At 60.4% G+C, this 24,416-nt stretch carries 18 protein-coding genes and 1 pseudogene; 15 read left to right on the forward strand and 4 right to left on the reverse strand.

Translation table 11 applies throughout. The features are described 5' to 3' along the window. Nucleotides 1-163: 163 nt before the first annotated feature. A complete protein-coding gene (locus ACIP1G_RS23250) occupies nucleotides 164-862 on the reverse strand; it encodes a FadR/GntR family transcriptional regulator (protein WP_400741115.1) in 699 nt (232 codons plus the stop codon). Nucleotides 863-1,123: 261 nt separating this feature from the next. Between ACIP1G_RS23250 and ACIP1G_RS23255 the strand changes: the two genes are divergently transcribed. Both ACIP1G_RS23255 and gudD read left to right on the forward strand, forming a co-directional pair. Next, nucleotides 1,124-2,476: an MFS transporter gene (locus tag ACIP1G_RS23255; RefSeq protein WP_400741116.1), complete on the forward strand. Its 1,353-nt coding sequence runs from the start codon at nucleotides 1,124-1,126 to the stop codon at nucleotides 2,474-2,476. 19 nt (nucleotides 2,477-2,495) lie between these two features. Further along, nucleotides 2,496-3,851 carry a glucarate dehydratase gene (gene gudD / locus ACIP1G_RS23260; RefSeq protein ID WP_400741118.1) on the forward strand — a complete coding sequence of 452 codons (1,356 nt, stop codon included), beginning with the start codon at nucleotides 2,496-2,498 and terminating at the stop codon, nucleotides 3,849-3,851. Between the two features lie 109 nt (nucleotides 3,852-3,960). On the opposite strand, the gene ACIP1G_RS23265 is transcribed toward gudD, so the two are convergent. Then, nucleotides 3,961-4,848, reverse strand: a complete 888-nt coding sequence (locus ACIP1G_RS23265; RefSeq protein WP_400741120.1) for a LysR substrate-binding domain-containing protein — start codon at nucleotides 4,846-4,848, stop codon at nucleotides 3,961-3,963. Between the two features lie 99 nt (nucleotides 4,849-4,947). Between ACIP1G_RS23265 and ACIP1G_RS23270 the strand changes: the two genes are divergently transcribed. The 4 genes from ACIP1G_RS23270 to ACIP1G_RS23285 all read left to right on the forward strand — a co-directional run bounded on the left by ACIP1G_RS23270 (nucleotide 4,948) and on the right by ACIP1G_RS23285 (nucleotide 10,522). Beyond that, nucleotides 4,948-5,898 (forward strand): 2-hydroxyacid dehydrogenase, encoded by a 951-nt coding sequence (locus tag ACIP1G_RS23270; RefSeq protein WP_400741121.1) that lies wholly within the window; start codon nucleotides 4,948-4,950, stop codon nucleotides 5,896-5,898. Between the two features lie 215 nt (nucleotides 5,899-6,113). After that, on the forward strand, nucleotides 6,114-7,457 hold the full coding sequence (locus tag ACIP1G_RS23275; RefSeq protein ID WP_400741123.1) for an MFS transporter: 1,344 nt from the start codon (nucleotides 6,114-6,116) through the stop codon (nucleotides 7,455-7,457). Nucleotides 7,458-7,945: 488 nt separating this feature from the next. Further along, a complete protein-coding gene (locus ACIP1G_RS23280) occupies nucleotides 7,946-9,337 on the forward strand; it encodes an amino acid permease (protein WP_400741124.1) in 1,392 nt (463 codons plus the stop codon). Nucleotides 9,338-9,481: 144 nt separating this feature from the next. After that, nucleotides 9,482-10,522: a YhcG family protein gene (locus tag ACIP1G_RS23285; RefSeq protein WP_400741125.1), complete on the forward strand. Its 1,041-nt coding sequence runs from the start codon at nucleotides 9,482-9,484 to the stop codon at nucleotides 10,520-10,522. A gap of 7 nt (nucleotides 10,523-10,529) precedes the next feature. On the opposite strand, the gene ACIP1G_RS23290 is transcribed toward ACIP1G_RS23285, so the two are convergent. After that, nucleotides 10,530-11,399: a LysR family transcriptional regulator gene (locus ACIP1G_RS23290; protein ID WP_400741127.1), complete on the reverse strand. Its 870-nt coding sequence runs from the start codon at nucleotides 11,397-11,399 to the stop codon at nucleotides 10,530-10,532. Nucleotides 11,400-11,605: 206 nt separating this feature from the next. Between ACIP1G_RS23290 and ACIP1G_RS23295 the strand changes: the two genes are divergently transcribed. From ACIP1G_RS23295 to ACIP1G_RS23310, 4 genes are all read left to right on the forward strand, one after another. Continuing rightward, nucleotides 11,606-13,144 (forward strand): MFS transporter, encoded by a 1,539-nt coding sequence (locus ACIP1G_RS23295; RefSeq protein WP_400741129.1) that lies wholly within the window; start codon nucleotides 11,606-11,608, stop codon nucleotides 13,142-13,144. 130 nt (nucleotides 13,145-13,274) lie between these two features. Next, the gene (locus ACIP1G_RS23300) at nucleotides 13,275-13,784 is read left to right on the forward strand and encodes a hypothetical protein (protein ID WP_400741131.1); all 510 of its coding nucleotides are present in this window, start codon (nucleotides 13,275-13,277) and stop codon (nucleotides 13,782-13,784) included. Nucleotides 13,785-13,869: 85 nt separating this feature from the next. Next, nucleotides 13,870-16,263 (forward strand): TonB-dependent siderophore receptor, encoded by a 2,394-nt coding sequence (locus tag ACIP1G_RS23305; RefSeq protein ID WP_400741133.1) that lies wholly within the window; start codon nucleotides 13,870-13,872, stop codon nucleotides 16,261-16,263. 168 nt (nucleotides 16,264-16,431) lie between these two features. Continuing rightward, nucleotides 16,432-17,169, forward strand: coding sequence for a hypothetical protein (locus ACIP1G_RS23310; RefSeq protein ID WP_400741134.1), 738 nt, complete (start codon nucleotides 16,432-16,434; stop codon nucleotides 17,167-17,169). 64 nt (nucleotides 17,170-17,233) lie between these two features. Here the strand turns inward: ACIP1G_RS23310 and ACIP1G_RS23315 are convergent. Then, nucleotides 17,234-17,687: pseudogene (locus ACIP1G_RS23315) on the reverse strand (WYL domain-containing protein); the annotation flags it as partial. A gap of 119 nt (nucleotides 17,688-17,806) precedes the next feature. On the opposite strand from ACIP1G_RS23315, the gene ACIP1G_RS23320 reads away from it, so the two are divergent. The 5 genes from ACIP1G_RS23320 (at nucleotide 17,807) to ACIP1G_RS23340 (ending at nucleotide 23,928) form a co-directional block, all read left to right on the forward strand. Further along, nucleotides 17,807-18,058, forward strand: a complete 252-nt coding sequence (locus ACIP1G_RS23320) for a hypothetical protein (RefSeq protein ID WP_400741136.1) — start codon at nucleotides 17,807-17,809, stop codon at nucleotides 18,056-18,058. A gap of 441 nt (nucleotides 18,059-18,499) precedes the next feature. Continuing rightward, nucleotides 18,500-19,585, forward strand: a complete 1,086-nt coding sequence (locus tag ACIP1G_RS23325; RefSeq protein ID WP_400741138.1) for an ATP-binding protein — start codon at nucleotides 18,500-18,502, stop codon at nucleotides 19,583-19,585. Nucleotides 19,586-19,595: 10 nt separating this feature from the next. Continuing rightward, complete coding sequence (locus ACIP1G_RS23330) at nucleotides 19,596-20,840, forward strand: hypothetical protein (RefSeq protein ID WP_400741140.1); 1,245 nt, start codon at nucleotides 19,596-19,598, stop codon at nucleotides 20,838-20,840. Continuing rightward, nucleotides 20,837-23,281 carry a hypothetical protein gene (locus ACIP1G_RS23335; RefSeq protein WP_400741142.1) on the forward strand — a complete coding sequence of 815 codons (2,445 nt, stop codon included), beginning with the start codon at nucleotides 20,837-20,839 and terminating at the stop codon, nucleotides 23,279-23,281. The genes ACIP1G_RS23330 and ACIP1G_RS23335 overlap by 4 nt, the downstream gene beginning before the upstream one ends. Further along, a complete protein-coding gene (locus tag ACIP1G_RS23340) occupies nucleotides 23,278-23,928 on the forward strand; it encodes a flagellar motor protein MotB (RefSeq protein ID WP_400741144.1) in 651 nt (216 codons plus the stop codon). The genes ACIP1G_RS23335 and ACIP1G_RS23340 overlap by 4 nt, the downstream gene beginning before the upstream one ends. Nucleotides 23,929-24,416 lie beyond the last annotated feature (488 nt).

Raw genomic sequence — 24,416 nt, forward strand, 5'->3', positions numbered from 1 at the left:
TTAGCCGCGAAGCGCCGCGCGGGCGGCGCTCGATCTCATAGGCGCTGAAAATGTTTCGGCGAACACTGGCGGCGCTCGATTTCACAGGCGCTGAATATGTCACGGCGAACGCTGCGGCGCTCGATCTCACAGGCGCAACATCACCAAAGACGATCCCTGGGCCCTAGGGCAACAGCCGGTCCCGGCTGTTGGACAGGTGCAGGCACACCGCCGCCCGGGCCGAATCCGGGTCTTGCCGGCGGATGGCATTGAGGATCGCCTCATGCTCCAGGTTGGCCAGGTACGCCTGCCGCGCCAGCTTGGCCCCGCTGCGTTCGGCCGCAGCCATACGGTTGCGCGGGATCAGGCCGTTGCCCAGCTGCAGCAGCATCTCGGTGAAATACAGGTTGCCGGTAGCCTCGGCAATCAGCAGGTGAAAGCGCCGGTCGGCTTCGATGCAGCTGTCGCCCGCGGCGGCCAGGTCCTGGTAGTCATCCAGGGCCTGGCGCATGCGCGCCAGGTGCCCTTCATCACGGCGCAGCGCAGCCAGGGCAGCGGCCTGGCCTTCGAGGCCAATGCGCAGTTCCAGCAGGTCGCGCACATTCGCCGCACTTTCCGCCGCGATGCGTAGGCCAGCCTGGGCCTGGCGCTCCATCACGAAGGTACCGATACCGTGGCGAGGCTCCACCAGCCCCGAGGCCTGCAACTTCGACAAGGCTTCGCGGACCACCGTGCGGCTGACCCCGTGTTCGCGCACCAAGGTGTTCTCCGAGGGCAACTTGTCGCCTGGTTTGAAGGTGCCTAGCAAAATCTGCTGGGTCAGGCTGGAGACCAGGTCGTGGGCGCGGCTGTGGCCGCGTTTATGGACGTGTTCGGTTTCCATGGTGTGATCCGCTTCTTGTTGTGCTTGTACGACAAGTTAAATCATAAAAATATTTTTTGCCGATTTTTCCAGCGGCCAAAGCCGCCAGTAGCTTCTCTGTTTTTGAAAGATCGCTGCAAACTTGCATTGTGACAGCTTGTATTTTGTTATTTTGCCGACTTTGATCATCTTGTCGTACAACTGCGCTGCGCATATGCTCATCCCCACTGCCATGTCAGACAACCTCGACCCGCACAAAAACAATTAGTGGGAGATCCGCAAGTGAACGACACCCTCGCTCCGTCTGCCCGGAATGAAGGCGACACGTTGGCCAGCGCCGTGGCCAAGGTCAAGCGCCACGTCCTGCCGCTGTTCGTCATCATGTTCATCGTCAACTACCTCGACCGCGTCAATATCGGCTTCGTCCGCCCACACCTGGAAAGCGACCTGGGTATCAGCGCTGCGGCCTTTGGCTTTGGCGCGGGCCTGTTTTTCATCGGCTACGCACTGTTCGAAGTGCCTTCGAACATGCTGCTGCAGAAGGTTGGTGCACGCCTGTGGCTGACGCGCATCATGTTCACCTGGGGGCTGGTGGCCACGGCCATGGCCTTTGTGCAGAGTGAAACCCAGTTCTATGTGCTGCGCTTTCTGCTCGGCGTTGCCGAAGCGGGCTTCTTCCCCGGGGTGATCTACTACTTCACCCGCTGGTTGCCCGCCGCCGAGCGGGGCAAGGCGATTGCCATCTTCCTCAGCGGCTCGGCGCTGGCCTCGCTGATTTCCGGGCCGCTGGCCGGGGCGCTGATGCAGATCCAGGGCCTGGGCCTGCACGGCTGGCAATGGATGCTGTTCATCGAAGGCATGGCCTCGGTAACGCTGTGCTTCTTCGTGTTCTTCTGGCTCGACTCCAAGCCGCAGGATGCCAAGTGGCTGAGTCAGGCCGAGCAGGACGCGCTGGTAGCCACCATCGACCGCGAGCAGCGTGAGCGCGAGGCCATCGGTGCGGTCAAGCCTTCGGCCTGGAGCCTGCTCAAGGACCGCCAGATCGTGCTGTTCTGCCTGATCTACTTCTGCATCCAGCTGACTATCTATGCCGCCACCTTCTGGCTGCCGAGCATCATCAAGCGCATGGGCGACCTCAGCGACCTGCAGGTTGGCTTCTTCAACTCGATCCCCTGGCTGATCTCGATCCTGGCCATGTATGCCTTCGCTGCCGGTTCTGCACGCTGGAAGTTCCAGCAGGCCTGGGTGGCGGGTGCCCTGGTGATTGCGGCTATCGGCATGTTCATGTCCACCACCGGTGGGCCGGTGTTCGCCTTTGTCGCCGTGTGCTTCGCGGCCATTGGTTTCAAGTCGGCGTCGGCACTGTTCTGGCCGATCCCCCAGGGTTACCTGGACGCCCGTATCGCCGCAGCGGTGATTGCCCTGATCAACTCCATCGGCAACCTCGGCGGCTTCGTCGCCCCCACCACCTTCGGCCTGCTGGAGCAGCAGACCGGCTCGATCCAGGGCGGCTTGTACGGCCTGGCGGTGACCTCGGTACTGGCGGCCATTGCCATCTTCTTTGTACGCATTCGCCCAAAGGGCGCCCCTTCTGATGACCTCAAGGCCCCGTCGGCCTTGGGCCAGACCCACTGATGACTGCGAGACAACAACCATGAATATGCAGACAACCCCCGCCGTTCACAGCAGCACCCCTGTGGTCACCGACCTGCGGGTGATCCCGGTGGCTGGCCACGACAGCATGCTGCTCAACCTCAGTGGCGCCCATGGCCCGTTCTTCACCCGTAACGTGGTGGTGGTGCGTGACAGCGCTGGCAACACCGGCCTGGGCGAAGTGCCTGGCGGCGAGAAAATTCGCCAGACCCTGGAAGATGCCCGCAGCCTGGTGGTGGGCCAGCCGATCGGCCACTATCAGCGCGTGCTCAATGCCATGCGCCAGACCTTCGCCAACCGCGACTCAGCCGGCCGCGGGCTGCAGACTTTTGACCTGCGCATTACCGTGCATGCGGTAACCGCAATTGAGTCGGCGCTGCTCGACCTGCTTGGCCAGCACCTGAACGTGCCGATGGCGGCTCTGCTGGGCGAAGGGCAGCAGCGCGAAGCGGTGAAGATGCTCGGTTACCTGTTCTATATCGGCGACCGCCAGCAGACCGACCTGGCCTATCGCAACGAAGCCGATGCTGATGACGACTGGTTCCGCCTGCGCCACGAAAAGGCCCTGACCCCGGAGGCGGTGCTGCGCCTGGCCGAAGCGGCCAAGGCACGTTATGGCTTCAGTGACTTCAAGCTCAAGGGTGGCGTGCTGCGTGGCGAGGAAGAGATGGAAGCGGTGACGGCGCTGGCCGAACGTTTCCCCGAAGCGCGCATTACCCTCGACCCGAATGGCGCGTGGTCATTGAAAGAAGCCATTGCCCTGTGCCGCGACAAACACAATGTACTGGCCTACGCCGAAGACCCGTGCGGTGCCGAGAACGGCTATTCGGGCCGTGAAGTGATGGCCGAGTTCCGCCGCGCCACCGGCCTGCGCACGGCCACCAACATGATCGCCACCGACTGGCGGCAGATGGGCCATGCGATCCAGTTGCAGTCGGTGGACATTCCGCTGGCCGACCCGCACTTCTGGACCTTGCAGGGCTCGGTGCGGGTGGCACAGATGTGCAACGACTGGGGGCTGACCTGGGGTTCGCATTCGAACAACCACTTCGACATCTCGCTGGCGATGTTCACCCAGGTGGCGGCTGCGGCGCCGGGTGAGATCACCGCGATCGACACCCATTGGATCTGGCAGGATGGCCAGCGCCTGACCCGCGAGCCGCTGCGCATTGTCGACGGGCATGTGCATGTGCCTGCGCGGCCGGGGCTGGGGGTGGAGCTGGATGAAGACCAGCTGGCCAAGGCCCATGAGTGCTACCGCAACATGGGGTTGGGCGCGCGGGATGACAGCGTGGCGATGCAGTTCCTGGTTCCGGGGTGGAGCTTCGATAACAAACGGCCTTGCCTGGTGCGTTGAATCAGAGGGCCCTTTCGCGGGTGAACCCGCTCCCACAGGTTCGGTGCAGCACCTGAAGTGTGCGCTGTACTTGTGGGAGCGGGTTTACCCGCGAAGAGGCCGGTACAGGCTAACCTTTTTCAAAAAACGCCCGAGCCATCTCGACGAATGCCCCCAGCACCGGGTTGGGGTTATCCCTGCAGAATGCCAGGAAGATCTCTGCCTGCTGCTCCATCCCCAACAGCGGCCTGAACACCACCTGCTCCAGGCGCAGGGCCTGCGCCGAGGCCGGCACCACCGCACACCCCAGCCCCACATTGACCAGCCCCAGAATCGAATGAGTCTGCCCCAACTGGTGCAAGTACCGTGGCTGCACTTCATGCCGGGCAAACAGGTTGGCGATGCGGTCATGGAAATAGCGCCCTTCGTTTGCGCTGTACATCACGAACGGCTGCGCGTCGAAGTCGCTCGGCCTGAGCCGTTCGCGCGCCGCCAGCGCATGCCCGGCGGGCAGGGCGGCGACGAAGGGCTCGCGGTGGATCGGCAAGTACTCCACGCGCGCGCTGGGCAGCACCTGGCGCACCAGGCCAACATCGATCAGCCCCGCTTCCAGGTCGTGCACCTGGGTGCTGGAGACGCGCTCGCTGAGCACCAGTTCGATATCCGGCAGCGTCTGCCCGGCATGCACCAGCAAGCGCGGGATCATGCTGTAGGCACCCACCGCCGTGAACCCCAAGGTCAGCCGGCCCGCTTCGCCGTGGGCGATGCGCCGCGCCGATTGGCTGGCCGACTCGGCGATTTGCAGGATACGCCGGGCGTCTTCGAGGAAGCTCTGGCCCGCCAGGGTCAGCCGCGCCTGGCGGTTGTTGCGCTCGAGCAGCAATACGCCAAGGGCATGTTCCAGCAGCTGGATCTGCCGGCTCAGGGGCGGTTGGGTCATGTGCAGGCGGGTAGCGGCGCGGCCGAAATGCAGCTCTTCGGCAACGGCCACGAAACAGCGCAGCTGGTGCAGCTCCATGATTCAATTCCTGAATTATTCGATCCAGTATCTATATTAGACCTGTATCAAACGGCGGCCTAGCATCGAGTCATGTCTTCGAACTGCCGGATGCCCACTATGAACGACAACCTCATCGAAGTGCTGCTGACCCAACCCGTCCCCGAGGCCATCGACGCCCAACTGGTCAGTGCCTATCAGGTGCACCGCCTGTATCAGCATCACAACCCGCAGCAGTTGCTCGACGAAGCTGGCCCGCGCATTCGTGGCGTTGTCACGGGCGGCGCCAAGGGCCTGTCCAACGCACTGATGGACCAGCTGCCCGCCCTTGAGATCATCGCCATCAGCGGCATTGGCACCGATGCCGTGGACCTGCGCCATGCGGCCAGCCGCGGTATTCATGTCAGCACCACGCCAGGCGTGCTCACCGCCGATGTGGCCGACCTGGCCATGGGCCTGATCATCAACACCCTGCGACGCCTGGGTGAGGGGGAGCGGCTGGTGCGCGACGGCTTGTGGGGCAAGGTCGACCTGCCGCTGGCGCGCCGGGTCAGTGGCGTCGAACTGGGCATTGTCGGCCTCGGCCAGGTGGGCAAGGCGATTGCCCGGCGTGCGGCGGCATTCGACATGCGTATTGCCTACAACGGGCGCCGTGAACAGCCGAATACGGGGTACCGCTATGAAGCGGACCTGGTTGCGCTGGCGCGCTCCGTGGATGTGCTGGTGGTCGCCGCTGCCGCCGATGGCGGGCAGGTGCTGGTGACAGCCGAGGTGCTGGAGGCGCTAGGGCCGCAGGGTTACCTGATCAACGTTGCGCGCGGCAAGTTGGTGGATGAAGACGCGCTGGTAGAGGCATTGCGTGAGCAGCGCATCGCCGGGGCCGGGCTGGATGTGTTCGTCGATGAGCCGCATGTGCCGCCGGCCTTGCGTGACCTCAACCAGGTCAGCCTGCAACCGCACCGGGGCAGCGCCACGCTGCAGACCCGGTTGGAGATGGGGCGCATGGTCTTGCACAACCTGGAGGCCTGCTTTCGGGGGGAGGTGCCGCCGAATCGGGTGATTCACCTCTAGGGCCTCTTCGCGGGTGAACCCGCTCCCACAGGATCTCCGCAAGCCTCAGGGCCTGTGGTGTCCCACAGGATCACCACAAACCTCAGGAGCTGTGGTGTCCCTGTGGGAGCGGGTTCACCCGCGAAGAGGCCGGTACAGGCAACACAAAGGCCCCAAGGGGCCACACCTTCTCCGCACAAGAACAATCGCTTCCACCGAGAAGCAAGAGGGTCCACATGCACAGCAAATCCGCCGTCGCCGCACCGCAGGCCGTGGTCGGGATCGGTCGCCATCGCTTCCTGGTCCTGGCGCTGATCTTCGTCATCACCGTCATCAACTATGCAGACCGCGCCACCCTTTCGATCACCGGCACCGAGGTGCTCAAGGACCTCGGCCTGGACCCGGTCATGCTGGGCATGATCTTCTCCGCGTTCGCCTGGGCCTACGCCTTGGGCCAGGTGCCCGGTGGCTGGCTGCTCGACCGCTTCGGTGCCCGCCGTGTCTACGGCATCAGCCTGATCCTCTGGTCGCTGTTCACCTTGCTGCAAGGCACTGTGGGCTGGATGGGGCTGGCCGGTACGTCGGCGGCGGTGGCGCTGTTTTCCATGCGTTTCATGCTCGGCCTGGTGGAGTCGCCGGCTTTCCCGGCCAACTCGCGCATCGTCAGCTGCTGGTTCCCCACCCGCGAGCGCGGCACCGCCTCGGCACTATTCAACTCGGCGCAGTATATGGCCGTGGTGGTGTTCGCCCCGCTGATGGCGTGGATGACCCATGCGCTGAGCTGGGAGCAGGTGTTCGTCTGGATGGGTGTGTTGGGCCTGGTGCTGAGCGTGGTGTGGTTCCGCCTGTACCATGAGCCGCACAGCGCACCGGGGCTGAGCCGCGAAGAGCTGGATTACATGCGCGAAGGCGGCGCCCTGGTCGACCTGGAAAAGGAACGCAAGACCGCCAAAAGCAAACTGACCCGGGCGCAGTTGGCGCCGCTGTTCACCAGTCGCAACCTGTGGGCGGTGTACCTGGGCCAGTACTGCATTACCGCGCTGACCTACTTCTTCATCACCTGGTTCCCGATCTACCTGATCAAGGGCCGTGGCATGACCATCATGGAAGCTGGCTGGGTGGCCGCGTTGCCTGCAATTTGTGGCTTTACCGGTGGCATCCTTGGCGGCTTCGTGTCCGACTGGCTGATCCGCCGTGGCGTGCACCCGTCCAGGGCACGCAAGACGCCGTTCATCATCGGCATGGCGCTGTCGACCAGCCTGGTGCTGGCCAACTATGTGGACGGCAACGCGGCGGTGATCGCCCTGATGACCCTGGCGTTCTTCGGCAAGGGCCTGGCGGCGGTGGGCTGGGCGGTGCTGTCGGATGTGGCGCCGAAAAACATGGTTGGCCTGTGCGGCGGCGTGTTCAACGGCATCGGCAACATCGCCGGCATCGTTACCCCGCTGGTGATTGGTTATGTGGTGGCCAGTACCGGCTCGTTCCACAACGCACTCTGGTTCGTGGCCGCCCATGGCGTGCTGGGGATCCTCGCTTACCTGTTGCTGGCCCGGCGCTTCGAGCGTACCGGGCAGGCGTAGGCAGACGCCTTGGCAACAGAGGCCCCGGGTGACCGGGGCTTTTTTGTGGGTGGCTGGAAAGTGGTGATGCCTGTGCCGGCCTCTTCGCGGGTAAACCCGCTCCCACAGGAATTGCACAAGCATCAGGACCTGTGGAGGACCTGTGGGAGCGGGTTTACCCGCGAAGAGGCCGGCATAGGCGGAACACATCCAAATGAAAAACAAAAGCGCCAAACGGCCCGGTGACGCGATCGGACATGCCATTCGCGACATCTGGCGCTAACGGAGATGCCCTGTCGTGATCGAACAGTTCCGGGGCGTTCTCGTGTAATTTCCCACAGCCCCGCGGGGCTTAAATGAAGCCCGAACCGCACTGACACCTTGCATTGTGATGCGTCCCAAAGATCAACAACAGCACGCGAGCAACGTGTCGACTTATTGAATTCAAAGGAGATATTTTCGCCTACGCCTGCCCCCATCCTTGTGTCAGCAAAAAGAGAACAACATCAATGAACACCGTGGGATCTGATGGCAACCTTGCACAAGGTTTCAAGCCACGTCATGTAACGATGCTGTCCATCGCCGGTATCATCGGCGCCGGGCTTTTCGTCGGCTCTGGTCACGCCATCGCGGCGGCCGGGCCAGCAACCATAATTTCCTATTTCGTGGCCGGCACCCTGGTGGTACTGGTCATGCGCATGCTCGGCGAAATGGCCGTGGCACACCCTGACACCGGATCGTTTTCCACCTATGCCGACCAGGCCATCGGCCGCTGGGCCGGCTACACCATCGGCTGGCTGTACTGGTGGTTCTGGGTACTGGTGATTCCTATCGAAGCATTGGCCGCCGGGCATGTGCTGAACGCCTGGTTCCCGCAGGTGGACAGCTGGATCTTCGCCCTGGCGTCGGTGCTGTTGCTGGCCTGCACCAACCTGTTCAGCGTGGCCAAGTACGGCGAATTCGAGTTCTGGTTTGCCATCCTCAAGGTCACGGCGATTCTCGGCTTCATCGGCCTGGGCTTTGCCGCGCTGATGGGTTGGCTGCCCAACCGCGAAGTCAGCGGCCTTAGCGGTTTGATCGCCGAACACGGCGGCTTTGCGCCGAAGGGCTGGTCGGCGGTGGTCGGTGCGTTCATCACCGTGATGTTCAGCTTCATCGGCACCGAGGCGGTGACCATCGCCGCGTCCGAATCCAGCGACCCGTCGCGCAACATCGCCAAGGCCACCCGTTCAGTGATCTGGCGGATCAGCACCTTCTACATCCTGTCGATCTTCGTGATCATCTCGGTGGTGCCGTGGAACGACCCACAGCTGGCCGTGGTGGGCTCGTACCAGCGCGCGCTGGAGATCATGAACATCCCTAACGCGGCGTTCATGGTCGACCTGGTGGTGCTGGTGGCGGTGACCAGCTGCATGAACTCGTCGATCTACATCGCCTCGCGGATGATGTACTCGCTGGCCAAGCGCGGTGACGCCCCGGCCTTCCTCAACAAGACCTCCAAGGTGGGTGTACCGCGTGCTGCGGTATTCGGCAGCACCCTGATCGGTGCAGCCATCGCCATCCTCAACTACTTCGCACCGAAGGGCGTGTTCGAGTTCCTGCTGGCCAGTTCTGGCGCTATCGCCCTGCTGGTGTACATGGTCATCGCCATCTCGCAGCTGCGCATGCGCCGCCGCCTGGAGCGGGAGAACACCGAGCTTAAGTTTCGCATGTGGCTGTTCCCGTACCTGACCTGGGCGGTGATCATCTTCATTGGCGGGGCGCTGGCGGTGATGATGTATACGCCTGAGCACCGGGCGGAAGTGAGTGCAACATTGGGCCTGGCGATCGTGATTTCCTTCCTGGGGATCGTGACTTCGCGGGGCCATGCGCAACCAGTGGGGGCGCGTTCGATGGGGTGATTGAGTTCACCTGGCGGTAGGGCAGAGGGCACCAGTGGATGGGTGCCCTTTGTTTTTTTGAAACACTTGTTTGGTGTTGCAGGCCGTCAGACCTCGGCTTGTCGGGCGTAGACTTCCTGTCGAATTCATAGAGGGAGTCGATGCATGAGCGCTGGACAAAAAGCACAAGCGCCGGCGGCCCTTCCTTCGGTAAAGGATGACCGGTTCGAGGAAGTGCTCGGGTTGATTCAGGATGCCAGGCAACGGGCGGTGCAGGCGGTCAATACACAGTTGATTGATTTGTACTGGCAGGTGGGGGCCTACATCAGCCGCAAGCTGGAGCGGGCTGAGTGGGGGGATTCGGTGGTCAGCCAGCTGGCCGTTCATCTTGCTCGAACGCAGCCTGGGTTGCGCGGATTCACGCGTGCGAACTTGTTCCGCATGCGTCAGTTCTACGATTTGTACCGAGCCGATGAGAAAGTCGCACCACTGGTGCGACAATTGTCCTGGAGTCACAACCTCATCATTCTCGGGCAGTGCAAGCAGCATGATGAGCGTGAGTTTTATGTACGCAAGGCCGTACAAGAGCATTGGTCACGGCGTGAGCTCGAGCGTCAACTGAAATCCGCTTTATATGAGCGCTGCGTCGCTAGTCCGGCAAAAGTCTCAGCAGCGCTGAGACAGAATTATCCGGCGGCTATGGACGTCTTTCGAGATGCCTATATGGTCGAATTCCTGGGCCTTCCTGGTGTGCATGGCGAAGCAGATTTGCATTGCGCACTGATGGACCGGCTAAAGCAGTTCCTGATCGAGCTGGGCCGGGATTTCTGCTTCGTCGGCTCTCAATACCCGCTACAGGTCGGCGGCCGCGACTTCGCACTGGATTTGCTGTTCTTCCACCGTGGCCTCAACTGCCTGGTAGCCATCGAACTCAAAGTCGGCCGCTTCGAACCCGAGTATCTGGGCAAACTGGACTTCTATCTGGAAGCGTTGGATCGCAATGAGCGTAAGCCTCATGAAAACCCTGTCATCGGCGTGTTGCTATGCGCCAGCAGGGATGACGAGGTGGTCGAGTACGCGCTCAATCGAAGTTTGTCTCCAGCGCTGATTGCGGAGTATCAGACACGCTTGCCAGACAAGGCGCTGCTGCAAGCCAAACTGCATGAGTTTTATGCCTTGGGTGCTGCTGAGGATCAGGGGGCTTGAGCAATCATCAAGTGCCGCTCATCACGCTTTCCACATAACGTTTCACCGCTGGCGCTTTCTCGAAGCGCCGGTGGATCAGGCTCAGCCACGAGCTGGCCTGGCAGTCGACGATCCGCCGGTAGTTCACCTGCGGCAGGCTGATGCGCTGCACCACCGACTCCGGCACCACAGCGATGCCCTGGCCGAGTGATACCAAGGTAACCACCGCCACCAGGCTGCCGGGCTGCGGACCCAGGCGCGGGACGAAGCCGCCTTGTGCCGCCACCTCCAGCGTGCCGGATATCTGCTCGGGCAGGATGAAGGTTTCATTGGCCAGGCGCGAGGCGGGGATCTGTGGCACTTCATTGATCCGCGAGCTGGCGGGCAGGGCGAGGACGAATCCTTCCTGGTGCAAGGCGATGGCGTCGAGTTGTTCCGGTAGCTCCATGGGCGAGCGCACATAGGCCAGGTCGAGCAGCCCATCGCGGACCATGCCGGGCAGTTCGGCCATGGGCAGTTCGCGGATGTTCAGGCGCACACCGGGGCAGGTTTCGCTGTACTGGCTGACTTGCTGCTGGAGCATGCCTGAGTAGGCGGCAGAGGCGACGTAGCCCAGTTCGATACGCCCGCTTTCGCCACGGGCGGCCCGTTGTGCGCCCAGTTGCGCGGCGTCGAACTGGCGCACGGCATGTTCGGCTTCGATAAACAGGGCTTGGCCGGCGGCAGTGAGGTTGACCTCGCGTTGATTGCGCTCGAACAGGCGCACGCCCAGCTCGCGTTCCATGTCCTGGATCTGCCGGCTGAGGGTAGGCGGGGCGATGCCCAGCTGCTCGGCGGCCCGGGTGAAATGGCCGTGGCGGGCGACGCAGAGGAAATAACGGAAATGGCGGATTTCCATGGGTGTTACCTACAGGGTAATGACGCAGTCCGCCGGGGCTAACAAGGCTGAGTGCTGGCGGCGCTATGGTGAGGCCAACACTACAAGGCTGGTGGCTTGGGGGCAAAGTTTGCCTGTGGAATCGCATGGGCTGCAAAGCAGCCCCGGCGATCTTGCAGGAGAAAAGCACCCTCCAAACCAGCCCGCTCAGCATCCGGAGCCTCACCATGCCCTCTGCGCGTTTCACTCTGCTCACCGCTTCCCTGGTCTGCGCCCTGATCATCCTCGACACCAACATCGTCGCGGTCAGCCTGCCCAGTATCGCCCGCGACCTGTCCGGCTCGTTCGCCGATATCGAATGGGTAGTCAGCGCCTATCTGCTAGCCTTCGCCGCCTGCCTGCTACCCGCCGGCAGCCTGGCCGACCGCTTTGGCCGACGGCGCATGCTGCTGATCGGCCTTGCCCTGTTCGGCATCGCCTCGCTGGCCTGCGGCGCGGCGCCCACCCTGCTATTCCTCGACTTGGCCAGGGCCGCCAAGGGCGTAGGCGCAGCATTGCTGCTGACCTCGGCCCTGGCTGCGATCGGCAACCGTTTCCACCAGCCGCAGGAGCGCATGCGTGCCTGGGCTTTCTGGGGCGCCTGCATGGGCGCCACCATCACCTTCGCGCCACTGCTCGGTGGGGTGATTGCCAGCACTTTGGGCTGGCGCTGGATCTTCTACATCAACCTGCCGTTGGTGGCGCTGCTGGCCATCATGGTCATGCGCAGTGTCGAAGAGTCGCGCGACAGTGCAGCGGCGAGGCTCGACCCTTGGGGCAGCCTGACTTTCGCCGGCAGCCTGGGCTACCTGATCTGGGCGATGATCGATGCCAACCAGGTGGGCTGGGGCAGCGCGCAAACCCTGGGTCGGCTGGTAATCAGCGCTTTCCTGTTCGGCCTGTTCGTCATGGTCGAGCGCAGCCAGGAGCGCCCCATGATCGACCTGCAACTGATGCGCAGCGGGCGTTTCGTGGGGTCCTTGCTGGGCATGTTCGCCTATGCCGCCTGTGCCCAGGTGATGATGACGTTGCTGCCGCTGTACTTGCAGAACGGCTTGCAACTGTCAGCCCTGGCCGCCGGGGCCGGTATGCTGCCGTTTGCCGTGGCCATGCTGCTGACACCGCGGGTGGGAATGCGCCTGGCCACCCGCTTGAGCCCCGCGCAGGTGTTTGCGTTGGGCCTGGTGCTGGTGGGCGTGGGCAACCTGCTGTGTGCCTGGGCTACGCGCCACGGCGGCTATGGCGCGTTCGCGCTGGCCAGCCTGGTGCTGGGCGCTGGCGCGGGGCTGCTCAATGGCGACACGCAGAAAAACATCATGGCCTGCGTGCCGCGTGAGCGCACCGGCATGGCTTCGGGGTTGAGTACCACCACGCGGTTCGGCGCGATCGTGCTGGCCATTGGTGTGCTTGGTGGCGTGCTGGCAGCGAGAAGCGGGCAGCTGCTGCAAGAGGCCATGGCTGTGGTGGCACCGGGGCATTCGGACCAGGTGGCAGCCATGATTACACGGGTTGCTGCAGGTGACCTGCCAGCGGCACTGGCCATGCTCGACCCCGGCCTTCGAGAAACAGTAGCTCCCTTGGCCCGCCAGGCGTTCATCGGTGGTTTCGACGCCGTGTTACAGGTTGCGGGCGTAACAGCGCTGCTGTTCGCAGTGCTGGTTGGCATGTTGCTTAGTCGGCCTCTGTCAGCCCTGCAGGAGGCGCCACGGGTGGACGTTCAATCATGAGGCGAGCACCAGGAAATAATCTTGCGTGCAACTAATTTAATCGGAAAATGTCATTTCACAGCGCGCCAGCAATGGCGTGCGGATGCTGCTGGCACCCGCCTGCAAACCCTACCGAGGCAAGGAGCTTCCCGTGCACAACGAAGATTATTCCGACCAGTTGTCAATTCCTGCAGCCGAGCTACCGCCAGGCGTGTTTCCACCCATGCCCGGCTATACCATCGCCGACCTGCTGTATGTGGCCTATCAGCCCACTGAGGTGCTGCTTGAAAAGCTCGATATCGACCCAGGCCTGATTCGCGAAACCAGTATCGCGTTTGCCAGCCATCTGTTCAGTGCGCTTGAAAGGGAGGGTATCCAGTATCAGGTCGCTACCTGGTACCAGAAGCCTTACGACACCCCTGAGAGGCGTGTCCGCAGCGTCGAGAGCATCGCTGAGGACTCCGGGGTTATAACGCTGCGCGCTGTCGCGGACTCGTTAAAGGGCTCACCGTTGCGGCAACTGGGTAAGGACTTCTATATGGAGTACGTCGAACTGGCCGGTAACGCCATCAAGAATCACATCCTGAAGCTGAACGACCCCGCGTTCGATCCGTTTGCAAGCCAGGAGGACGCACAACGGAAGGACGTTGACGAAAAATAAATGAGGTGTTTTCTCATTCTCGTTCGGCTTGTAGAGAAGGCCGGAATACAGGCCAGCCCGCCGACCCTCTCTACGGAGCGAGAAAATGAGTTTTACCCCGGTTTTACAGCGCCATCCATTGAGCCGTGCTGTGCACGCTGCTTTCCTGGGCCTGGTTGTCGGCAGCTATGCGCTGCCTGTGCTTGCGCAAGCTGCTAGCGCTGAGCACAACACCCAGGTCCGGCACTGGGACATTCCTGGTGGCCCACTGGCCCCGGCGCTTGACCACTTTGCACGCCAGGCGGGTATCAGCCTGTCCTTCGACGCACAGAGCGTAGCCAACCGCAACACGGCGGGCGTGCAGGGTACGCTGGGGACCTCGGCTGCACTCTCGTCTTTGTTGCAGGGGACCGAACTTCAGGCTGAGCAGCAAGGCCCGAGTGCTTACCTGGTGGTGCCGCAGCCAAAGCCAGCCGGCCCGCTGGAGCTGGGCGCGACCGAGGACTATCGGCTGGCGCCGGTGATCATCAATGCCAAGGTCAAGGCCAGTGCCGACGATGACACTAACTCGGTGGTTGCCAAGGAACTGTGGGTCGGTGGCAAGGTAGCGACCAGCATCCTCAACACGCCAGCTTCCGTGTCTGTGGTTACCAACAAGGAAATGCAGCAGCGTAGCGTCAGCACTACGGAAGAGGCGCTTCAATATACCCCGGGTGTGGTCAGCGACTTCTACGGCTCGGACGACCGCAACGACTACTTCCAGATCCGCGGCTTCCAGGCCACCACCTACCGTGACGGCCTGACCTTGAGCTCGATGCGTGGCGTGCGCGAAGACCTTTATGCCTACGAGCGCATCGAGATTTTGCGCGGCGCCAACTCCACCCTGTTTGGCCCGGCAGACCCAGGTGGCTCGCTGAACTTCGTGACCAAACAGCCGCGCTTCGAAAAGTTCGGACAAGGCTACGTGACCTATGGCTCCTATGATCATGCCGAGACCGGCATTGATGTGGGCGATGCGTTGAACGACGAACAGACCCTGGCCGGCCGTTTCACGGCCAAAATGCAGAACAGCGACCGCGAGTACGACCACTCGCAGGACGACAACCGCTTCGTGATGGGCGGCCTGACTTGGGCGCCTACCGACTTCACCTCGGCCACGGTGATCCTCGACTACCTGAAGACCAACAGCTCGCCGAACAGTGGAGGCTACCCGCTGGACAAGGAATACGACCGCAGCGATTTCTTTGGTGAGCCCAGCTATAACTTCCACGATGTCGAGCGCACCAGCCTCAGCGGCAACATCACCCACGATTTCGACAACGGCTTCACGCTGCGCAGCAACCTGCGCTACAGCGAGCTGAGCGATGACTTTGGTTATGTCTACCTGAGCGACAGCGCTTCACGGGTTGGCACCACCATCCCGCGCTACGTGTTCGGCACTGACAGCGATGCCGACCAGCTCAACGGCAACCTGATGCTGCAGTACGATGCCCAGTTCGAGCACATCGACAGCAGCACCCTGGTGGGGGTGGAGTATCTCGATTCGACCACCCGGCAAAGTTCGGTGTACAGCCTTGCACCTTCCATCGACATCGCCAACCCAGTGTTCACTGGCGTTCCCGGAGGCGTTACGCCTTATACCCGCAAGAAAAACGACGCCACCACCAAGGCCGTGTTCCTGCAGCAGAACCTGTCCTTCTATGACCGCCTGATCGCGACGGCGGGTGTGCGTAATGACTCCATGGACCTGTCCAGCACGGAATACGTGGGCGGGGTGAGCAAGCAAAGCGACAACTTCTCTGAAACTTCGTACCGTGGTGCGCTGACCTACATCGTCAACGATGAAGTCTCCACCTACGTGAGCATGGTGGAGTCGGTTTCGCCGCCGCAGGTTGGCGTAACCCCGCAGACCGGCAGGCAGTACGAAGTAGGCGTGAAGTACTCGCCGCTGGGCATGGACGCGTTGTTCTCTGCCGCCGTTTATGACCTGACCCAGGAAAACGTCACGATCGCCGTGGTGCTGCCGAGCGGCATCATCGAGCAGCAGACGGTGGGCGAGTCACGTGCACGTGGCCTGGACCTGGAAGCCAAGGCGCAAGTCACGCAAAACCTCAGCCTGATCGGTGCCTATTCCTACATGGAAACTGAGGTGCTGCGTGGTGCGCTGTATGACGGTTCTTCCCTCAAGGGCAAGGAATTCACCGTGGCGCCGAAGCATACGGCTTCGCTGTGGAGCTACTACGACATTGCCGGCACTGACGTGAGCGTTGGCCTGGGTGCCCGGTACGTAGGGGGCTATTACATGGATGCTGCCAACACCAAGAAAAGCGACGGCACCACGCTGTTTGACGCGGCGCTGAACTACAAGATTGCCAAGGGCACCGACCTTGCGCTGAATGTCAGCAACCTGTTTGACGAGCAGCATGTGGTGGGGTCGGGAACGGCGAACTACTACAACCCGGGGCGCGAGGTTACGGCCAAGTTGAGTTATAGCTGGTAGGGCGGGGGAGTCTGCAACTGGTGGAGCCGGGAGAGTCAACCCACGTCCACCAGTACTTCGAGCAGGGAAGCGAGGTAGCATAAGGGCGAATTGCCATTATATGCCTGGGTAGTACCCTAGGCACTCATGCAACGATTCAGGCCATTAGCTATCCACAGGAAGGAATAAATGCGGACACAGGTAATTATTGAGGATCATGTTCTGGCACAGTTGCTCACTTCGGCGATCGAAGCTTATGAAGTGTCGCATAAGGCGCATGCGCGCGGGCCGAGCAACAAGAAGCTTGAAACGTTCGGCTTGCTGTGGGGGTATGCCTTACCCGTGCGTAACAATCTTCCTGCTCGCTTGGTTGCGGTCGTTGCAACGGTCGAAACCTCTGCACTCAGGCACTCGGAATGGGTGAAGCCCGATTTCGACTCCATCGCGATGAAGCGCGACTTCTTTGGTGAGTACTGGCCGCAACTGGAGCTGATTGGCACGTTCCATTCACATCCGTATGAAGACCTTAGCGAGGTCAACGACGCTAAAGGTTGGCGAGCCTCTGAGGATGATAGGGATTTTTGGCCAGCTTTCCACGAGTTCGTTTGCCCGGACATGGACGAATTGGCCCATCTGGTCATTGCGATCACCGCCCTCAGCCGCAAAGGTTCTGCAGAGCCTGCGCGGTTGCCAGGTAGCGAGTACTCTTCTGGCTATGTGGTCAGTGCCGAAAAGCGCAAGCTCTGGATCAAGGGCTACACGTCGTCGCTCTACGAGGAGATCGATGAGGATGCTCCGTTCGATGATGACTTCATGGCCGGAGATATTGAGATGGATCGTTCCTACGATGTATGGGAAGACGAGGATGTACTGCTGGAAATACCCTCTCTGGAGGCGCGCTTCAGGCATGAGTTGCTTCGCAAGTAAGCATCAGTAGCCGCTGGAGGTGCTAAAGCTTGTGATCGTGGGTAGCCTGTCAGTCGTGCATCAGCCATGGCTGCAACTCTTTGAGGTTGCACTGCGATACCTCGAACAAGTCTGGCCGCCCACGCTGGCGGCTCAGGACGAAGTCGCGGTACTAGCTGTTCTTTTCGCATTGGGCCCGCACATGCCAGCGCACACCGGGGTAGACCAGCGTGTGCGGGGCCCGCTCATTGTTCTGTTACAGCAGGTGTAGGTAGGGCGAGCGCTGTCGTCGATGAACAGCGACTTGAACTGCTTGCCTGGCACGTAGCCCATGAGCTGATTGTGATGTGTCAATTTTTTGGACGTATGTTCGGTGATGTACGTACCGATGTCCTTTACGCCTGCTGACGGCTGATGCCAAAGCTCTGCACCAGGTGCCCCGTGGTCAGCCGGCCTTCCCACCAGGCAACGGTTTCGAACAGGCGATAGCCAAGTGCCATCTTTCGGCGTGCCTGCTCGATGGATTGCTTGCACTTCATACCCTCTCCATGTGCGCGATTACTTTACCTGTATAAGTCTACATTCTAGACGTGTAGTTTTACATTACATATCTTTTGGCTGTCTTCGGAATACATCGGGGGCAGCAAAGGACATGAGCATGACTATGCCGGAAGTGGTTGCGACGGGTGCATTGGTGGCGATGGGGATCATCCTGCTGATACAGCAAGGCTTGAAGCTTGGCGAGCTTGGGAAAAAGGTCGAACACTGCCAGAAGGATTTGCGTTGGCTGCAGATTTGGGAGACGGAGAACCGCGAGTTGCGGTCGGCGTTGCGGGCGGAGCGGGAGCATGTGGCGCAGTTGCAGCGCAAGGTGGAGTTGCTGCAGGCGTTGGTGCCGGTTGCGGACTGATTATTGGCAGCGTTTTGCAGGAGTAGGCATTCATGCCGATAAAACCAAAGCCCTTCACGTTGGTGTGTGAAGACTGCAACTGGAAGAAGACCATCGCCCCGCGTAGTGATGCATTGAGGCCGCAGGAATTGTTTGTTGTGTGCCCGCGGTGCGGTAGTACTGATTTGAAGATGCGCGAGGCAGGGTGGCTGGAGGCTGCAGTGGCGGAGTTTTTGGCGAGGCGGGGGCGTTAGCGGGGCTGAGGGCTGTTCTGGCTATCAAGTGCCCGCTGCATTCTGCAGGGAACTGCAGAACCGGACCTCCTGGGTTGCTTAGCATGGAAATGATGGGCGGGAGGCGCTTCTTGTTTATGCGAAGCATCCGGTGAACCCGAAAAGTCAGTGCTATCAGGAGCACGGCTTGGTGCGCTGTACCCCTATCTCCGCTACTTGCATGGCGTAAATGGCAAAACGCCACTTTTCGCTCTGCTCCACCTATAAAGTTATCCACAACCCCGTCGATATGCTTTCGACAAACTCCATGCGCAAGGCATGTACGGACCCCTGCGCATACTGTGATGGACAACAACGAGGCGCTTCCATGTCTTCAAAGGATTACTTGCTCGGCCGTATTCGACCGCATCTGAAGGAAGGCCTCGAGACTGAAGCTCTCGCCGCGCCGCAGCCTGCGCTGCAAGCGGTGGCCGCGCGCTACACATTGGATGACGTGGTGCTGGGCCCCTCTATGCGGCAGCAGTTGAACGAGGCGCTGGCCAAGATCAACTATTTTCAGACCATCTACGTCGACTGGGGGTTCGCTGCAGTCGACCCGGCCGGCAAGGGCGTGGTACTGAACTTTTTCGGGCCGCCCGGCACCGGCAAGACCCTGACCGCTGAGGCCCTGGCAGGTAGCCTGGGCAAGCCCCTGATGTTCATGAGCATTGCCGACCTTGAAAGCAAGTTCATGGGCGACACCTCGAAGAACATCGCCCAAGTGTTCAAGACGGCCACCGCAGAGGGGGCTGTGCTGTTTTTCGATGAGGCCGACACGTTGCTGGGCAAGCGCCTTTCCTCCGTGACCCAAGGTATCGACAACGAGGTGAACGCCATGCGTTCGACCTTGTTGATCGAGCTGGAGAAGCACGAAGGCGTAGTGATCTTCGCCACCAACTTTGCCAAGAACTATGACTCGGCGTTTGTCAGCCGTATTTCACAGCATGTTCAGTTCGACCTGCCTGGTGCGCTTGAGCGTCATGCGATCTGGTCGCGGATGCTGGTGACGGGCATTCCTATTGCGCAAGACCGCGAGACGCTGTTGTCGACGCTCACCGAGCTGTCGGAGGGGTTCTCTGGCCGCGAGATTCGCAGCTGCCTGCGCCTGGCGCTGCCCAAGCCGCTGCTGGAGCCGGGCGAACCGGTGTTGCTACTGCGACATCTGGAAGAAGCAATCAGCCAAATGCGTACTACTCACACTGCCTTGGCTACAGAGCAACGTACAAACGCAAACAACAACTTGGACGCGGCAAGAAAGCTGCTGGGCGTCAATTAAGGAGCTTGTGATGGGATGGTTCAGTTCGATTATCAACAAGGTTGTTTCGGTTGCTTCGGCAGTAGTGAAAAAGGGCAAGGAGATTGCTGCCAAGGCGATTGGCTGGCTTGCTGACGAGGCGGAGACTTTTGTAGGCGATGTGCAGAAGGTCTGGCGCACGGTGCAACCGTACATCAGCAAAGCTCGAGCGGCGTTGCTGGCGGTGGCGAGTGCCGTGCCGTTACCGTGGGTAAAGGGGTTGGCCATTGGCCTGGAGCGTGTACTCGCTTTCATTGAACAATTGGACAAACACCCTATTGCCGAGAACCTGCAGAACGCGATGGACTGGGTCATCAAGATGGCCCGTGACCTGAAGGCCAAGATGCTCGATGAAGCCGAGATTGCCACTGCCGAAGCTAACGCCAAGCACTTTGCCGAAGCCATGACACTGGTGCCCGAGTCAGAGAAGGACGCGCTTAAAGTCAGCGAGCTGGTTAACAACTACCTGCTGGTAAAAGCCAAGGTTTCCCGTGCCGTGGCCCAGGACTCGGTGCAGAACTTCGAACATTTCCTACGTATCCGCGCCGCGCAAAAGCTATTGGGCGGCTACCAGCAGATGATGGAAGACCTGAAGTCTATCGAGAACGTAGACCCGGACCTGTTCTTCATCATTGAAGCGGCGAACGGCCTGATTGCCGACAACCCCCAACTCAGTCAGGAACAAACGCAGCGCCTGGATATGGTGACCATCAAGTTGTTCGGCAAGCCGCTGGTGCCATTCGTGTTCGAGGAGATGATCATTGCCTGGGCGCTGGATGTGGAAGCAATCGAGCAGCAATGGGCGGTGCTCAACAAGGAGCTGGCCAAGGACAAGGTACTGCGCCGTCGCCTGGAACTGACCAAGGACATCGAGCCGCTTAGCGCCGAAGAACAAGTGCTGTTGAGCAACCTGGTGGTTAGCACTGACCGCGATACCGCGACGTTGCAGGCTTTGGATACCGCTGGCCGCGAGAAGCGCAATTACGTATACGCCTCCGAAGGTTTCCTGCAGTTACTGGAAAAGGACGAGGCCACCCTGATCGAGGAAGACCGCGAATACCTGGCCGAAGAAGGTGGCGAGGTTGGCATGCTGCTGATCGCCTGCGCCCAGAATGGCCGCCCGTGGGCTTCGCTGAGCGCCGATGAGCGCGCGTTGATTACTGACTTCGCGAACATCTTCAAGGCCGACTGCAAGGCTCGCGGCGCTGCGTTCAAGGAAGTCGAGGTGACGGTGTGATCAAGGATATCGTCGAGTTCCTGACGCCCGCCCAGGAGCCCATTCAGATCGTGTTTTTCACGGTCATTGCCCTGGGGGTGGTGCTTTCAGTGCTGCTGGTCAGCCTGAGGGCCAATGCCGTGTCCTGGCAGCGCAAGTGGGAGGGCGAGGATTTTGAGGCCACTCCTTCCGGGCTCGAAGTCGAGCATGGATCGATCAGCGAGTTGAGTCAGGCGGTGGCAACACCCGCCGAGAAACTGGCCGGCATGATGCCGGGCCTGCTGTTGATCGTCGGCTTGCTTGGTACTTTTCTGGGGCTGGGACTGGCGCTGGACAAAGCGTCTTCGATTTTGCAAAACAGTGGTTCATCCGTCGGCGCGATGGATGACTCGATGCAGAACCTGATGGCCATGATGCAGGGCCTTGGCACCAAGTTCAAAACGTCGACCTGGGGCATCATCGCATTCATTCTGTTGAAGGTATGGGAGTCCTGGAGTGGTTTTGAAGAGCGTCGCTTGAAGTGGTGCATCAACAAGATGAAGGGCGAGCTCGGCCAGGCGCGCGAGATGCGCGAGCGGGAAAAACTGGCGAGTGAGGAAAGGCAGCATCAGTCACTGATGGGCTCCTCGCAACTGATTGTCGACGCGCTGGCTGTGCAGACAGACGCTATGAAAGTGGCGATGGAGCAACAGAACCTGCAGGCGCGGCAGATTCACAAGATCTGGGGGCAAAAGTTTGAGGCCGTTGAGACCGGGTTGGGGGCGTTGCAGGCCGGCAACAAAGTGCTGGTCAGCCAGGCGGCGAAGTTGAATGAAGCTCAGGTCGAGTCGCTGAAGGAACGCTTTGCAGAGCTCCAGGCGCTGCAACAGCAATTGGCATCGGAGGCTGATGCTCGGCATGCCGCGCATAACGCTGAGCATATCAAAGCCATGAAGGCGTCCTTCGCTGAACTGCTGACGGACTGTCACACACTTGCCCATCAGGCTGAACAGCGCGACAACGCGCACCTTGAGGCCATGACAGTTGCATTTGCAGGGTTGCAAGACAGCCATCAGGCTGCCGCCGACCGAGCGAATGAACAGCAGACATCGAACACCGAAGCTTTGGCGCATGGTTTCACCAGCCTGGAGGCGCTGCAACAGCAATTGGCATCGAACGCTGATGGGCAGCACACCGCGCGAAACGCAGCGCATATCGCAGCCATGAAGCAGGGCTTCGCTGAACTGCTGACGGACTACCACACCCTTGCCCATCAGGCTGAGCAGCGTGACAACGCGCATCTTGAGGCGATGACCGTAGCCTTTGCCGGGTTGCAGGATAGCCATCAGGCTGCCGCCAATCGGGCGAGCGAGCAGCAGGCGCTGCATACCGAAACCTTGCTGCAAGGCTTGGCTAGCATTGAGTCGGGCAACAAGCAGTTCGCGCAGGAGGCCGCCACCCACGGTGCCACGTTACTTCAAGCTGTTGAGCCGATCGCTGCTATCGAGTCGGCCACTCGAAGCACAAACGAATTGCTTGCCGGTTTCACCGAGAAAAGCCGTGAGAACCAGGAGGCGATGCAAAAAGCCGGTGAAAAAATGGGCGAGGCCGCAGTTCAGGTGGGTAGCGCTGCCGGCGGGCTGGCAGCGGTGGTCGACGACTTGAACCGTGAAATGGGTGAGGTGCTGCAAAGCGTCAAGACTGACCTGAACGGCGTTCTGGCGAACATGAATCAGGACTTTACGCAGAATCTGAAGGCAATGTCTGAGCAGATGGGTGGGGCTACCCATAAGCTTTCGGAAATCATGGAGTCGGTGAAGCATGATCTGGGCGGAACTATCCAGGTGATGAGCGAGGGCTTCAAGGACAGCATGGTCGGTATGGCCAGTGATCTGCGCTCAGCAACTGACAACATATCGACCGCCATCGCCGGGATGTCGGATAACGTCAATGCTGCCATGCAGGAAGTTGCCAAGAATATGGAGCATGCCTCGGTGGTCCAGAAGGCGACCAGTGTGCAATTCTCCGCCATGAGCAGCGCCCTGAGCGAGAACGTCACGGTCATGAGCAACAACATGGATGCGATTGGCAATAGCGTCAGTGGTGGGCTGGAATCGGTATCCAGCAGTAACCAGCGCATCGGTAAGTTGGCCAATAACTTTGAGAAGATCGCAACATCCCTTCAGGAGCTTCCACAAAACCTGGAACGGGTTGTAACGGCGCTGGGTAACAGCTCGAATGATGTTTCCTCGCAACTTGAGGGCATTCACAGCACCCTGACCCAGAGCACCCGCTACGCCAACGCCGCCGATGCCATTATGAAGGTTCCCACCTCCATCAATGAACTCTCCACCCAACTGCTGAAGCCAAAAGACGAGATCCTGAGGGTTCAGCAATCGTTGGCCCAGTTGCTGGAGGTGGCCACGGGTATCAACGACAACATCCACGCCCTCAAACCAGTTGAGGTCTTGCAGGAAGCATGAAAGAGAAACCAAATGAATGGGTATCTATTTCTGACTTGATGGCCGGGGTGATGGCCGTTGTCATGCTGCTGCTGGTGCTGTCGGTGCTGCAGAACAAATTTGCCGCACTCAAGCGCGAGCAAGAGAAAGCCCAAGGCGCGCAGACTGAGCAGCAGCGAGTGGTGGACATGCTCAAGTCGATGCGCAGCACCATGGACGACGAAGGCGAATCCGGGTTGGTATCTTTTGATCTGACTGGCTCGAAAATCACCTTGCGCGACCGCGTTTTTGCTCGCGGTAGTGCATGTGTAACCGATGAAGCACGTCACGCCCTTTCCAGCCTGGGGCCAAAAATAGCTGAGTTTGTGAGTGGTTCGGCGCAGGCCCAGGTATTTGTGGAGGGGCATACGGACAACGTCCAGGTGTCTCGTCCGGTGACGGACTACAGTAAGTTCTGCACGGTGTATGACGACAACTTCACGCTGTCGGCAGCCCGGGCTCGCGAGGCACGTAAACTGCTGATTGCACTGCTCGACGAACAGCAAGCCAAGCGGGTTATTGTTGCCGGGTTTGGCGACTCCCAGCCTTTGCCGGGGCTTGAGCCAGGCGACGAGAAAAATCGTCGGGTGGAGGTCCAGTTTCTTACCCGTCCTGCGCCACGTACCTGAATGGAAGACAGCTCACGACGTTGGCAGCTTGTGCCAGCGTCGCGATTGAAGGCTGGTTTTGTCCATTCGGGGGCGTTACTCAATTCACTTCTCGTCCTCTGCATGGTCAAAATAGTTGCGAAGTAACGTGGCTAATGGCGGTACTGGGCACAGTTGCGCCGGGGTAATTTGAAACAAGTAGGTATCTATATGTTTTTGTTGCTTAATGATGGATCGGTTAACTCGCTTGGAATACCAGTTGGAACGCTGCGTTATCTGGCTTCCGATGGACGGCAATTTTTGAGCCCAGCCCCTTTCAGGACTTCGAAGGAGCTTCCAAGCGAATGGGCGTTATGACGTTACCCGAGACTCATGGCTAGCTGCTGTGGAACGTTGCCCCTACGGGTGTCTCCATCTGAAGGTACAAAGTTCATACAGGTTATGTACTTGTCGAAACGCTGCGAAGGCCCCCGAGTCCGTTGATTTTGCGAAGAGTCAATCATCGTGAG

Origin of the sequence: Pseudomonas sp. NPDC089392, assembly GCF_044749595.1 — a bacterium.
Lineage (GTDB): Bacteria > Pseudomonadota > Gammaproteobacteria > Pseudomonadales > Pseudomonadaceae > Aquipseudomonas.

Excerpts from the sequence above, each read along its gene's own strand:
- ACIP1G_RS23285 (WP_400741125.1), top strand. The coding sequence starts at position 9,482 with ATGAGCGCTGGACAAAAAGCACAAGCGCCGGCGGCCCTTCCTTCGGTA.
- ACIP1G_RS23275 (WP_400741123.1), top strand. The coding sequence starts at position 6,114 with ATGCACAGCAAATCCGCCGTCGCCGCACCGCAGGCCGTGGTCGGGATC.
- ACIP1G_RS23340 (WP_400741144.1), top strand. The coding sequence starts at position 23,278 with ATGAAAGAGAAACCAAATGAATGGGTATCTATTTCTGACTTGATGGCC.
- ACIP1G_RS23295 (WP_400741129.1), top strand. The coding sequence starts at position 11,606 with ATGCCCTCTGCGCGTTTCACTCTGCTCACCGCTTCCCTGGTCTGCGCC.
- ACIP1G_RS23310 (WP_400741134.1), top strand. The coding sequence starts at position 16,432 with ATGCGGACACAGGTAATTATTGAGGATCATGTTCTGGCACAGTTGCTC.
- ACIP1G_RS23290 (WP_400741127.1), bottom strand. The coding sequence starts at position 11,399 with ATGGAAATCCGCCATTTCCGTTATTTCCTCTGCGTCGCCCGCCACGGC.
- ACIP1G_RS23270 (WP_400741121.1), top strand. The coding sequence starts at position 4,948 with ATGAACGACAACCTCATCGAAGTGCTGCTGACCCAACCCGTCCCCGAG.
- ACIP1G_RS23265 (WP_400741120.1), bottom strand. The coding sequence starts at position 4,848 with ATGGAGCTGCACCAGCTGCGCTGTTTCGTGGCCGTTGCCGAAGAGCTG.
- gudD (WP_400741118.1), top strand. The coding sequence starts at position 2,496 with ATGAATATGCAGACAACCCCCGCCGTTCACAGCAGCACCCCTGTGGTC.
- ACIP1G_RS23280 (WP_400741124.1), top strand. The coding sequence starts at position 7,946 with ATGAACACCGTGGGATCTGATGGCAACCTTGCACAAGGTTTCAAGCCA.
- ACIP1G_RS23320 (WP_400741136.1), top strand. The coding sequence starts at position 17,807 with ATGACTATGCCGGAAGTGGTTGCGACGGGTGCATTGGTGGCGATGGGG.
- ACIP1G_RS23305 (WP_400741133.1), top strand. The coding sequence starts at position 13,870 with ATGAGTTTTACCCCGGTTTTACAGCGCCATCCATTGAGCCGTGCTGTG.
- ACIP1G_RS23330 (WP_400741140.1), top strand. The coding sequence starts at position 19,596 with ATGGGATGGTTCAGTTCGATTATCAACAAGGTTGTTTCGGTTGCTTCG.
- ACIP1G_RS23250 (WP_400741115.1), bottom strand. The coding sequence starts at position 862 with ATGGAAACCGAACACGTCCATAAACGCGGCCACAGCCGCGCCCACGAC.
- ACIP1G_RS23325 (WP_400741138.1), top strand. The coding sequence starts at position 18,500 with ATGGCAAAACGCCACTTTTCGCTCTGCTCCACCTATAAAGTTATCCAC.